This window comes from Nitrospira marina (genome assembly GCF_059568365.1).
In genome coordinates this window covers 2,527,355-2,539,324 of the sequence record NZ_JCANTH010000001.1, presented here as the reverse complement: position 1 = coordinate 2,539,324, position 11,970 = coordinate 2,527,355, and the positions used below count along the sequence as shown (strand labels likewise).

The following is an 11,970-nucleotide window of genomic DNA, read 5'->3' as shown; positions in this document are numbered from 1 at the left end:
GAAATCGCCTCGGGGAGATTCGGGATGGTGAGGGATTATTCGGGGTAGGAGAATTTTTTTTGGATTATGGAGAGAATGGTGGAGGCGGTATCGGCATTGTTCAATTGAGGAGGGCAATAAAGTGAATGTGGTGAATGTCAAAGACTATGGCCAGTTTTCGAAGGAAAAGATGAAGAAGCAGAATGTGTTTCAATCACCGAGATTTTTTTGTGATGTGTATGGTTTTGAGCCCGGTCAGGAGCAAAAAGGCCATGTGCATGCCGACCAGGACAAGGTCTATTTGGTCTTAGAAGGGGAGGGCACGTTTCGGGTCGGAAGTGAAAGCCGGGTCCTGGGGGAAGGGCAGGGGACGATGGCTCCCGCTGGTGAGGAGCATGGGGTGGTGAACCATTCGAAGAACCGGCTTCGAGTGCTGGTGTTTATGGCTCCCAATCCCGGCTAGAGACTAAAATATTGGAATTGGTGAGGCTGTGGAGAATTGATGATGTTGACTCAGAAAGACAGGCAAGGAGCGGAATTGAGTCAACGTTTGCTGGTGGAGGCATCGATTGGCATACTTAAACCAATTGTTTAACTTGCTCGACGATGGCCCTAGCACTAATCGGGTAATTGATCAGGCTTTCCGCTATGAGGGATTTGGCCAGTGCCCATTTTCGTGAGCCGTATGCCTTCATCCGCCACCGCGATGGGTACGGCATCAAGGGTGTGGTAATGACATTTGAAGAAGGCCAGGACCGTACCAGGCACCTATCATTCAGTCGGTTCAAGGCTGTGTATTGATCGATGTTCAGTGTCCGATGTAGGGTATGATGGCTTCACTGTTCTAAACATACCCATCACGGGTTCAATTGATGCTGGAGGCAAACGATCATGAATTGGAGTAATGCCACAACTCAGGTGACTGTTATCATGTGTTCTGTTTTCTTGGTGGGAGCGATGATGGTGGGGTGTTCTTCCGCACCCGAATCTCAATCCGACCCGTCAAAAAAGGACATTCAGCAGGATTCCGATCGGTTCTTTAAAAAAATGGGCCAGGAAGAAGGCCAACAAGCTCCCGCACGTTAAGAGAGAGCTCGGGGAGGTATAGGGTTCATAATGATTGTGACTATCTGTTGCTCTTGAACCTGCGCAAAATAAATAAGTAAACCATTTCAGGCCTGAAGCGGCGATGAAGGAGTGAGCAGGAAGTCTATTCGGTTGAGCCCGCCTGCCGTATCAGTTGTGTTTTGGAGGGAATTTGATCAAGAATCGTTGATCGCACCTGGTATAACCCCGGCAGGCTTGATCCTTTTGCGAAGACCAGGCCTCGCTCTCTCTTCCCCAAAATTAATTGTCCGATTTCCTGTCCCTTTCGGTTCATGCCAGAAATTGTGGCGTTGGGTGAGGCCATCCCATGGTCTGTTGAGGCGGAAGAGGAATCAGGGTGGAATATTTCTGCTGGGACGTCCACGATCCGGCTGACAAAAAGTTTCACAACTTCCTGATTTACCTCTGCTGAGGGATTGTCCTCCAAGATCCACTCATCGTGTTGATTAATGAGAACATAATGATCCTGGGGGGTGTGGACTGTCAGCATCGCGATATCGGCGATTTCCATACCAAAGAGACGTTTGTCCTGAAAATGAAACATGCCTTGCGTGATGGGTTTTAAGATGCCCGCTGGGATCTCATAGAGAGGGCCGGAGGCGGACGTGATAGCATAGGCCTTTTCTGGATCAGCAAATTGATAGAGTTCCAGCTGGTGCGTGCGTGCGCCTTCTACGATCTGTATCTCAGCCTGAATGCGCGCCGGTTGGCCCAGAATCCGTTTCTTTTCTTCCTCGGTGTCAATGAATCCAGTGGCGGCCAGGCCTCCTAAATCCATGAGGAGTGTGCCCACGGCGGTTTTGTCTGCCGGTCCCTTCACCGGACTTTGGAACATCCAATTCGGCGTCAAACTATGGGCTCCTGCCACTCGTGTCATGATCATGGTAGTTGGTCCGAGCTGAATGTGAAGTTCCAGGACTCGATCCCGTTCGAAAAACAAGAGGTCTTTAAGCCGAAAGTTCGTGAGGGACTTTTGGGCGAAAGTCATCACATCCAGAGTTGTCAGCACGACCTGATTGTCAGGTTTCGTTTGGACGTACAAGGACGGAGCAAAGGGGCCGGCATCCCCTAGAGCCATTTCCTGCGTCTCGGTCGGAGTGGTCAGGGTGAGGGTCAGATAAGGGGGCTCTAATCCGTATTCGGACAAATTGCTTGGACCATCCTCGATATGTCGTTTAATTTTTCCTATCGTCAAGGCTCGCAGGATCCGACGAATTTCACGCGAATCCGCGGGGGATCGCATGGGTTCGGTTATCATCCACCGCCATTGGTCATCACGTTCGAGGTGGATGGTCTCCGTGGGCGTGGCCCAGGTGATCTGCGTGATAGCCCGGTCATCAAACGGCAGGATCTGTCGTTCCTGGGTCTCCTGTTTTTCCAGTTGCCGGGATTGTGGAATATCAACGAGGAGGATGTAGCCCCCCAAGCCTAGAACGACCAGAACCAGTATGAGCGTTACTCGAACGGGATTTATCATATTACAAACTTCGCCGCCTTTTCCAAACAGATAGACCGATAAACAAGGTGAGGAGTGGAATGAACAGGACCTGAAAAAATACGAGCGCTTGTTCCTGTGAGGGATTCGGTATGAATGGATGAAAGGCCGGATCTTTTGGTGTCAGAGAAACTAAGGCGTCCTCCTGCGCAAGCCAGGCAATGGCTTTCAAGAAAAAATCCGTGTTTCCCGGATAAGTCAGATACCCATTGGTCGCAAAGGCGGCATTACCCACGATGAGGACGGCAGATTGTGCTGTTGGGGACTGGTCGACCGGTTTGCGGATCAAGAGGCCCGCGATGGTAAAGGGGCCTTTGGGATCTTCCCCCGCAGTAAATTCCGGTTGCGGACTGTTCAGGTCCGTTTCTTCCCAACTTTCCGGAGATGTTTGGGCTAAGGCGACATACTCCCAGGTCTTTCCTTGTGCCGTGTCGAAGGTCACCGAGCGAGACACGGGAAACAGGATAGGTGTGGTGAAGTCTTCGGTGATGTCATGTGTGGTAAAGGTTCGAACGAGCAAGGCGGTGGGACTGCCACGTCCTAAGCGGTCTTGTTCATCAGCCAGGATGCCAGTTCCCAATTGAATGCCCCACGGCGTGAAGAGGGGATCTAGGGACGTGCCGCTGCCTGGATCATCCATCACCAGTACCCGTCCTCCTTTTTCCAGAAATTGACTTATCCGTTGTTGGTCATCAGAGGATACGGCTTCTGTGGAGGAGGCCACGATGAGGACTGCCGCTTCGTGGGTAGCCGTGTCTTGCCAATCCACTGTTCCGACCTCATAGCCCTGTTTGGCCAGGGCATCGCCGGCACGAGATAATCCTGACGATTCGGTATCGGAGAGACTTTTTTCGCCATGGCCTGTGACAAAGGCAATGCGCTTTTTCTCGTCCTGTGTGACGCGGAGTAGCGCATTGGTCATGTCGGCTTCAGAAGATCGTTGGAGATGGACCTTTTGGGGACCACTTTCCACGACGACGGTATCGATTCGAGTCACTTGATACTCTTTGGCCTTGTCTGGCTGGCGTTCGGGATCGATGAATGCCAGTGTGATGAGAGGACTCTCCTTCGCATAAGTCGTCAATAGGTCCTGATAGCCGCCATAACCCGGGCTCCCTTCATGGGTGAAAGCCGTCATTTTCACTTCTCTTGGAAGAGTGCGAAGGACTTGATAGGTCTGTCGGCTTAAGGTGAAATTTTGCGTCTCTGAGAAGTCCCATTCCGGCGCATGTTTGGCTGCGAGAAAATTGAGTAAGACCACGACGACGCCGGCAAGCAACACCGAAAACAGGCTGTGAGCGCCAAGTCGAGTAGACCGGGTTCGAGCTAACGCGGTGAGGCTCCGAAAATGGAAGGCAAAATACCCCAGGAGGCAGAGCGTTCCCACTCCCAGCAGGATTGAGGAGAGGCTCCCTGCAGCAGGATAGACCAAGGGAAGCCCCAGTCCTACCAGGGCTATTATCGTTCCCGCTATCCCGAGAATTGAAGACACACGCGTTACTTCCATCGGTAGGCGTCGACGGCTTGGTGAGCGGCAAACCACATAAACGCTATGCCGGAGACGTAATAAAGAATATCTTTGAGGTTGAAAAGCCCACGAATCAATCGTTCAAAATGTTCGCTAAAAGAAAGATAGGACAGAAAGTGCCCGATTGTGGTGTCCCCAACAATGCCCCCTAACGCCCCGAGCATCCAGAGACCTAAGATGCAGCCAAAGCTTAAAAAAGCCGCAATAATTTGGTTTTCGGTCAATGCCGAGGCAAACAGGCCAATGGAGATTAGAAGAGCTCCTTGGAGAAACAGAGCGACATACCCAAGATAAATCGGTCGCCAATCAAAGGTTGCATAGGCGGAAAGCGTTATCGGGATGAGGCTTGTCAGTGATAACAGGCCGCTATAAACGATAATCACGCTCATGAATTTTCCAGACACAATTTCATTGACGCCAATGGGAGACGTGAGAAGAAGTTCAAAGGTTCGAAGTTTGCGTTCTTCGGCGAAGAGACGCATGGTGAGTAATGGGAGAATAATCATGAGGATGAGGTTAATGCTTCGAAAGAGGGGTCTGAACAGCATATCATTGAGATTGAGTTGTGCGTAGGTGTTTTGTACTTGCATCAGGCGGATAGCCTGGTTACTCGCATTGGCCGCCGCGGAATAGGCCAACAGCCCCACGATAGCCAAAAAGATGGCCGCAATGACATAGACTACGGGAGACACAAACGCACTTCGTAATTCTTTGGCAACAATTGTGTGAACGGGGGTCATAATGAGAGTAATCCGGGTAAAGGCGGTTAGTGTGGCCCACCAGGGGTGTTAATGTTGGGTCCGCCGGGAGTGTTGGTTTGTGTGAGCACCTTAAACGCATCCTCAAGCGTGAGAGGTTGGGTTTTTAATTCCAGAAGGCCCACATTTCTGGAGACGACTAATTGGGTCAATTCCTCCCGGATATCCCGCCCCATCTGCGTGTCCAGAAGATAGGTGTGAGCCGTTGCTCCTTGAGAGACTCGGATGACTCCAGGAATATGGTGCAGCGCCTCCAACAGGTCCGGGTCGGATTGCTTCACGGTTAGACTGAGCGTTTCCGATTCACGAAGTTTGGCTCCTAACTGTTCCGGGGTGTCCACCGCGACAATTCGGCCGCGGTGAATGATAATGACCCGCTGGCAAATAGCGGTTGCCTCGGCCAATAGATGTGTACTGAGAATGATGGTGTGGGAGCCCGCCAGGCTTTTAATGAGTTCCCGGATCTCAATAATTTGATTCGGGTCTAGCCCTGTCGTTGGTTCGTCCAAAATCAAAACGGGAGGATTGTGCAAAAGGGCTTGTGCCAAGCCAACGCGTTGTCGATATCCACGGGATAGATGTCCGATGACTCGGCCCCGAACATCGGCCAGGCCCGTTTGGGTGATGATGGTATCCATCCGTTCGGCCAGTTGGTCCTCAGAAAGTCGTTTAATTCTCCCCACAAAGGTCAAATATTCAGTGACGGTCAGTTCCAGATACAGAGGGGGAGTTTCGGGGAGATACCCGATATGTTTTTTGACCTCCCAGGGTGCTTCCAGGCAATCAAACCCTGCAATGCGGACGGTCCCCAGGGTTGGGGGCATGAACCCCGTCAGAATACGCATAGTCGTGGTTTTTCCTGCGCCATTTGGCCCGAGAAACGCCACGATTTCCCCCTTGTTGATGGAGAATGAGACGTCATCCAACGCGGTTGCGTTCCCGTAGCGTTTGGTCACATGTTGAACGTCAATCATACGGATGCCCAGCAAATTGTGTCGTGAAATGGCGAGAAAAGTGACTTTAAAATGAAATAGCTCGACAGGAGTCCGATCATACCTATGTGAAAAAAAATCCGTCAAGTTCAACCATGATGGCAGCTCCGGGTGAGATTGACTCTTTTAATGAAAGTTGTATGATAGCTAGTATTTATAGGGATTTATGAGTTATGCCAGTAAGGAACCTTCTACCCTGCCTTGGAAGAGTGGAGTAACGGCCACCATTGAGGAAGTCGTTTCAGGGGAAATATGCGATTCTTGGGCTGTTGGTTGCTATTCTGAGCGGGTGCAGTTCCTGGCATCATGTGTCCATCTTCAGCCATGGGGCCGAGCCAGGTGAGGAGTCTCCCGATTCTTCTCCTTCTTCGGTGGTGAGTGCCCCTGCCGTTTCTGTGCCCGAACCGGAACCCTCTCTTCCAGTCGTTTCCCAGCCTCAAATATCAGCAACACCGCCGGCTATAAATGACATCCATTCGCAAACGGCCAACCCCCCTCTTCCCTCGACGTTGGAAGATGTTTTTTTTGATTACGACCAATATTATATTCGGAGTGAGGCTGTTCCTATCCTGATGCAGAACGCTGAAGTACTCCTGAATCGGCACGCTACTCGTACTGTCCTGATTGAAGGACATTGTGATGAGCGAGGAACCGAAGAATATAATCTTATTTTGGGGGAGCGTCGCGCGATGGCGGTGAAGAATTACCTGGTGGATTTAGGGGTGAGCGCTTCATCTATTCGAATCCTAAGCTTGGGAAAAAATGAACCGTTTTGTCTTCAACCCACCCGTGAATGTTTTCAAAAGAATAGACGGGCACACATTGTGTTGAAGTAATACTGTAAAATTTCCACCTACATATGTGTTTAGGAGTTCGTCTTTAGAAATCATATGAATCGGGTTATCCTGGCTGTCCCTCCTTTTAGGTTATTGATGGGGTCAAAACCGCGGGATATTTTGGGAGAAAATTTGCAAGTCTCTCAACAATATTTTTGCCCTTTTCCTCAAGATGAGGAGGATGTCTATGCGGGTTTGGTCCTTAATAATCTGGTTCTTCCTGTTGTTTCCCTCGTCGGCTTTCTCGGAGGTATGGGAGTTTTCCTGTACCGAGGCTGTTTCTCTTTTGAAGGCTGCCCAGGAACAGGTCGTCCGGAAGCATGACCAATTGCAAGAAGCTAAATTTAGTCTCCGGCATGCTCCCAAGGAATTTGATGGATGCAGGCGGAGCCGTCGTGGATTTCAAGGGGGAAAGATTCATTGTGTGACCCATCAATCCCCCCAAGGAAATCTATTGAGAGATATTCTTGTTGCGCAACGAAGCCTTGATGTCTCTATCCAGGATTTCAAAAAACACCAAAAAGGGCTGGTTCTTTCCTGCTCGGAGTCTTCTCCTTAATCCGATATTCTTTTTTTATACCTCCAAATTTATCCCGCGCGGTAGGTATGCCCTCTCAAGGTGGCGGTTCATCGATCCTGCTGTCAAGAGTTTTCCTCCATTGAAACCAAGGGCGGCCAATGCTTTTTTTAGTGCTTCCCCGCGGTGGGTCGCTTTAATCATCGCTTCCCGCACCCATCCCGTGAAGAGATTAAGGTTGTTTTGGTCCTCATGCTCGAAGTGAATGATACTGGCTCGGGGCCAATACACCTTATGGCAATCAGAAGAAAAAAAATGGAAAAATTCGTATAATCGTCGATCTGTGCCACGAAATGGATAGGCGCAGCTTTCCCTATCATCAACATCGATAGGAGGAAAGGAACATTGGTGCTCAGTCTTAAGAAGATTTTGGCCTCATTTTTTTCTCCTCTCTCTCTGTGCATAGAGATGATGGCTTGCGGGCTTGTCTTTTTGTATTTTTCCCGCAAGCAATACCTTGGGAAAGTCCTGGTTTCCCTGGGATTCATTCTGCTTGTCATCAGCGGTTATGAAGGAATCTCAGGGCGTATCATACGTACGTTGGAATCACAATATCCTCCTATTAATCTTTCCCAGGTTCTGACTTCTGGGGATATCGCAAATACCCAAGAATCCCTGAAATGGATTGTAGTCCTGGCCAGCGGTACTGCCGGAGATGCCACGTTGCCTTATCAGCTTCGAGTGTCTCATCACTCCCGTGTTCGATTAATGGAGGGTATCCGGCTTCATCGCATGCTGCCCGGAAGTAAAATCATTCTGACAGGGGGCACGGGGTTTGAGGGTTCTCCTGAAGCGACCACCATGAGTCGAGTCGCCGAGGAATTAGGCGTCAATCGGGCAGATATGGTTCTGGAGGTTGAATCCCGTGATACCAAGGATCATCCTCTGTATGTTCGGGATATCGTCCATGATGAGCCTTTTATCTTGGTGACAAGTGCTTTCCATATGCCACGTGCGGTCAAATTATTTGAGAAACAGGGTCTATATCCAATTCCGGCCTCCACAGGACAATGGGTTCCTCCTATGCAGTTTTGGTCTTTAGTGAACTTTTTCCCGAGTTCCTCCGGAGTGCGTCTTGCCGAATTGGCCTATCATGAATATATGGGTTTATTGGAGGCCTGGGTTCAAGATCAGATTTAATCAAGCAGGGGGAGGCCCTGAATCTTGACCTTTTAAGGGGAATAAAATCAATTGAGAGGGTTAATGTCCCTGCGCTGGTTATGGATAACGAATGGCCTAATTTCTTAGGTCAGGCTATCCGATAGAGATACAAGCGATGTCGTCTATTGTTTGATTCACAATATGGCTGGGACTTTTGGGAGATTAGCAAAGTAATGAATTGGCAAAGATGGGCGGGAGGAGCCCTCATTATGTGTCTCAGTGTCTTTTTTCTGGAGGGGTGTAGTATATGGGAATCGTATTATCATCCGAACCACGGTTCCACTCGTGCGGATCGTATTTGCCATCCCTATGGAGACTGCCTACAGGGGGAGTGGGTTTCCACTGATGGAGAAGGTGCGGATCCCATTGAAACGCATTCAACCTGTGTTGCGCTGGTTTCTGCGGAACAGGGGAGTGATTGGAAGAGAGATTCGGTTACCCAGGGGTTGGAAATAGGTGAGTGTATGGAACAACACGGGTTTACTCTCAAGCCGTGATAGAACGAGAAAGCTTTATGAAGTCATTTTCAGGAAATGACTTCCCATTACCCATCTGCACACCACTCTCCTGGCTTCTCCACGTTGAATGAGGCTCAAGAAATTGGGGAATCAGCCTATACACGCTTAACTCTCCTGGCCATTTGTATCCGTTGCGGTTATGCAAATTGTGGCCTGAATGGTTTCCTCCGGTTTAAGGCTGAACGAAACTTTCTCTCGAATGGTTCCCCCTCCTCCGGGATTGGTCGCCCTGATCTCTTTATATTTGAGTAATCCTTTTCCTATATCTTGGTAAATGGTAGTCTTGGCAAGATTTGTTAATGCCTGGCCGTTGGCTTTTGTTGTGGGTTCAATATACGAAATGCTGACAACAGGGTTTGATTGCGTAACGGTGATTTGGGCAGATGTGAGACAGTTCGAGACATCTCTTCTTTCAAAAGACGAAACCTGCGGAGATAGGGGTTGAGACTCATCTGAGGAAACGGCTGGGTTAATTGGCTCTGAGGCTGTATCGGCTTGTGGTACGTTTTCGCTGGGGGATGGAAGGTCTGAGGGAAGGCAAGAGGGGCGTAGCCAACATAATGCCGTGTCCAGTCTTTGCTGAGATTGGGGGGATGAACAGGAAAGAAGACTGGAACAAAGAGCCAAAATATTGAGGAATCGAAAATAAGAACTCACAAGTAAGCCTTGTTTAAGCCGGTTTTGCAAAAATACAAACGGAAAATGGATTGTTAAATTTGGCTGCCTACGAATTTTATCCCTCCTGTGGTCTTAACGGAAGACCTGCCTTAAACTTAAGCGTATATTGAGGATTGCCCTAAGAATGGTGAAATAGAAAGGTAGAATTGAACAGGTGAGAAAAAACCACGGAATCACTTCTTTATCCAAATCCAAAGGGGAAAAAACAGTACGTCCTCTCAAAAAAAAGGATTCTCCAAGGGCGGTAGTTAGAACAGAGGAAGTTTTCAAAGAGCTGAGATTATTTGCAACGGATGTGGATGGGGTTCTGACCGATGCCGGCATGTACTATGGGGAATCGGGCGAAGAATTGAAAAAGTTTCACACGCGTGATGGTATGGGGATTAAGCTCTTACAGGCCCAAGGGGTGATCACGGCTATCATTACCATGGAAAACACCAAAATTGTCGCTCGCCGTGGAAAAAAATTAGGCATTCCCGAAGTCTTTCAAGGTGCCAAGGATAAGGTGGCAATTCTGCGCCATTTGTCTGAAAAGTACGGGATTCCTTTTTCACAAATGGCCTACATTGGGGATGATGTGAATGACGTGGAGGCCTTGAAAACGGTGGGATACGCTGCGGCTCCCGCGGATTGTGTAGCGCAAGTCCGTCAGGTCGTGCATTATGTCTGCAAGAAAAATGGTGGTGAGGGAGCTGTTCGAGAAATAATCGATAGAATTTTGGCCGCAAAAGGCCCTCAGTAGCCCTACAAGTATTTAGTGGATTTTTTAGTGTCACATTCCGACAATCTTTCTTATGAGCTTTGAACCTTTGTTTGTTGAGTATGGTGCATAGGGTCCATTTAAGCATTTGAATCGATTGGAGGAGAAGAACCGAACATGAATCCTCATGTCTATGGAGTGATTTTAGCCGGGGGGAGTGGTACCAGGTTTTGGCCGTTGAGCCGGGAACGATTTCCTAAGCAATTGTTAAGAATTTTGGGAGAAGGAACCCTCCTGCAGCAGACGTTTGAGCGTCTATTACTGAATATCCCCGCGAATCGGATGGCAATTGTCACCAATGCCGTTCAAGCGGAATCCATCAAACTTCAACTCAATCAGTGGAAAGATGACATTGCTGGAAATGTCATTCTTGAGCCGGAAGGGAGAAATACGGCACCGGCGATCGCTCTCGCGGCCTTACGATTGATACATCAAGATCCTGAAGCCGTGATGGTGGTGGTGCCGGCAGATCATGTCGTGAAGGCATCCAAAAAATTTATGCGAGCCGTACAATTTGCCAGTGAATTGGCGATGAGTGGGCATCTGGTGACGTTTGGGATTCAGCCGACTCGTCCTGAAACAGGGTATGGCTATATTCAGCCTTCGAAGCGAAAGAGGATCGGAGCCAAGGGTCCCTTCATCGGGTATTCTGTGGCCCGGTTTGTTGAAAAGCCGAATCTCACAACTGCCAAACGATATTATCGATCCGGAAATTATTTTTGGAATAGCGGTATTTTTGTCTGGAAAGCTTCCCAAATTTTATCAGAATTAGCCTTTCACCAACCGGCGTTATCCAAATTGTTGACTGGTTTACAAGGCGAGATGGGAAGTGAGGATTTCCCCTCCCACCTTCGGAAGGTCTATGCCAAAGTCGAATCGCTTTCTATTGACAAGGCGGTGATGGAACATTCTGCCAGAAGTGTGGTGATACCGATAGACTTTGGATGGTCGGATGTGGGGAGTTGGAGCAGCTTGGAAGAAGTGGTGCCTTTGGATAAAGATGGAAATGTCCGGAATGGGAATATTATCGATCTGGGAAGCCGCGATTCGGTGCTGTTTGCGGATCGAAGGGTCGTAGCAACGATTGGCCTTGACAAGATGGTGGTGGTGGATACGCCCGATGCCACCCTGGTCTGTCCGAAGGATCGTGCGCAAGATGTCAAAGCTATTGTCAATCTGTTGAAGCGACAGGGCGCCCCTGAACATTTAGAACATCGAACCGTGCATCGTCCTTGGGGTTCCTATACCGTCATGGAAGAGGGTAAAGGTTATAAAGTTAAACGGATTGAAGTCGCCCCTGGAAAACGGCTTTCCCTTCAACTACATCATCAACGCAGTGAGCATTGGGTGGTCATTGCAGGGACGGCCCGGGTGACTCGTGGCGAAGAAGTCTACGACTTGCAGGCGGGAATGAGTACAGGGATAGCCAAAGAAACACCGCATCGTCTAGAAAATCCCGGGCAGATCCCTTTAGAGATTATTGAAATTCAAAATGGGCCCTACCTTGGAGAAGATGATATCGTTCGACTTCAGGACGATTTTGGTCGATTGCGACCTATTAGATAGATTCGGAAGGAAAGA

13 protein-coding genes are annotated in these 11,970 nt (G+C 49.2%); 8 read left to right on the top strand and 5 right to left on the bottom strand.

Features of this window, described 5'->3' with window-relative positions; genetic code table 11:
- Positions 1-121 precede the first annotated feature (121 nt).
- Positions 122-442, top strand: coding sequence for a cupin domain-containing protein (locus tag LX98_RS10560; RefSeq protein WP_496428860.1), 321 nt, complete (start codon positions 122-124; stop codon positions 440-442).
- Between the two features lie 155 nt (positions 443-597).
- Here LX98_RS10560 and LX98_RS10555 read toward each other — a convergent pair whose 3' ends face one another.
- Positions 598-747, bottom strand: a complete 150-nt coding sequence (locus tag LX98_RS10555; protein WP_496428859.1) for a hypothetical protein — start codon at positions 745-747, stop codon at positions 598-600.
- 123 nt (positions 748-870) lie between these two features.
- Here LX98_RS10555 and LX98_RS10550 point away from each other — a divergent pair, with 123 nt between their 5' ends.
- Positions 871-1,065, top strand: coding sequence for a hypothetical protein (locus tag LX98_RS10550; protein ID WP_496428858.1), 195 nt, complete (start codon positions 871-873; stop codon positions 1,063-1,065).
- A 124-nt stretch (positions 1,066-1,189) separates the two neighbouring features.
- Here LX98_RS10550 and LX98_RS10545 read toward each other — a convergent pair whose 3' ends face one another.
- The 4 genes from LX98_RS10545 to LX98_RS10530 are packed head-to-tail and all read right to left on the bottom strand — an operon-like array spanning position 1,190 to position 5,841.
- A complete protein-coding gene (locus LX98_RS10545; RefSeq protein ID WP_496428857.1) occupies positions 1,190-2,563 on the bottom strand; it encodes a DUF4340 domain-containing protein in 1,374 nt (457 codons plus the stop codon).
- A 1-nt stretch (position 2,564) separates the two neighbouring features.
- Complete coding sequence (locus tag LX98_RS10540) at positions 2,565-4,073, bottom strand: DUF4350 domain-containing protein (RefSeq protein ID WP_496428856.1); 1,509 nt, start codon at positions 4,071-4,073, stop codon at positions 2,565-2,567.
- A 5-nt stretch (positions 4,074-4,078) separates the two neighbouring features.
- Entirely contained in the window at positions 4,079-4,849 is a 771-nt protein-coding gene (locus tag LX98_RS10535) for an ABC transporter permease subunit (protein WP_496428855.1), read from the bottom strand.
- Between the two features lie 26 nt (positions 4,850-4,875).
- Positions 4,876-5,841, bottom strand: coding sequence for an ATP-binding cassette domain-containing protein (locus tag LX98_RS10530; RefSeq protein WP_496428854.1), 966 nt, complete (start codon positions 5,839-5,841; stop codon positions 4,876-4,878).
- A gap of 245 nt (positions 5,842-6,086) precedes the next feature.
- On the opposite strand from LX98_RS10530, the gene LX98_RS10525 reads away from it, so the two are divergent.
- The 6 genes from LX98_RS10525 to LX98_RS10500 all read left to right on the top strand — a co-directional run bounded on the left by LX98_RS10525 (position 6,087) and on the right by LX98_RS10500 (position 11,955).
- Positions 6,087-6,695: an OmpA family protein gene (locus LX98_RS10525; protein WP_496428853.1), complete on the top strand. Its 609-nt coding sequence runs from the start codon at positions 6,087-6,089 to the stop codon at positions 6,693-6,695.
- A 187-nt stretch (positions 6,696-6,882) separates the two neighbouring features.
- The gene (locus LX98_RS10520; RefSeq protein ID WP_496428852.1) at positions 6,883-7,254 is read left to right on the top strand and encodes a hypothetical protein; all 372 of its coding nucleotides are present in this window, start codon (positions 6,883-6,885) and stop codon (positions 7,252-7,254) included.
- A gap of 366 nt (positions 7,255-7,620) precedes the next feature.
- On the top strand, positions 7,621-8,412 hold the full coding sequence (locus LX98_RS10515) for an ElyC/SanA/YdcF family protein (protein ID WP_496428851.1): 792 nt from the start codon (positions 7,621-7,623) through the stop codon (positions 8,410-8,412).
- A gap of 194 nt (positions 8,413-8,606) precedes the next feature.
- Positions 8,607-8,930: a hypothetical protein gene (locus LX98_RS10510; protein ID WP_496428850.1), complete on the top strand. Its 324-nt coding sequence runs from the start codon at positions 8,607-8,609 to the stop codon at positions 8,928-8,930.
- Between the two features lie 973 nt (positions 8,931-9,903).
- A complete protein-coding gene (locus LX98_RS10505; protein WP_496430592.1) occupies positions 9,904-10,371 on the top strand; it encodes an HAD family hydrolase in 468 nt (155 codons plus the stop codon).
- 135 nt (positions 10,372-10,506) lie between these two features.
- Positions 10,507-11,955, top strand: a complete 1,449-nt coding sequence (locus LX98_RS10500; protein WP_496428849.1) for a mannose-1-phosphate guanylyltransferase/mannose-6-phosphate isomerase — start codon at positions 10,507-10,509, stop codon at positions 11,953-11,955.
- Positions 11,956-11,970: the final 15 nt, after the last annotated feature.

Coding starts and splice junctions, on each gene's coding strand:
- LX98_RS10550 (WP_496428858.1), top strand. CDS start 871: ATGAATTGGAGTAATGCCACAACTCAGGTGACTGTTATCATGTGTTCT.
- LX98_RS10545 (WP_496428857.1), bottom strand. CDS start 2,563: ATGATAAATCCCGTTCGAGTAACGCTCATACTGGTTCTGGTCGTTCTA.
- LX98_RS10535 (WP_496428855.1), bottom strand. CDS start 4,849: ATGACCCCCGTTCACACAATTGTTGCCAAAGAATTACGAAGTGCGTTT.
- LX98_RS10530 (WP_496428854.1), bottom strand. CDS start 5,841: ATGATTGACGTTCAACATGTGACCAAACGCTACGGGAACGCAACCGCG.
- LX98_RS10520 (WP_496428852.1), top strand. CDS start 6,883: ATGCGGGTTTGGTCCTTAATAATCTGGTTCTTCCTGTTGTTTCCCTCG.
- LX98_RS10510 (WP_496428850.1), top strand. CDS start 8,607: ATGAATTGGCAAAGATGGGCGGGAGGAGCCCTCATTATGTGTCTCAGT.
- LX98_RS10500 (WP_496428849.1), top strand. CDS start 10,507: ATGAATCCTCATGTCTATGGAGTGATTTTAGCCGGGGGGAGTGGTACC.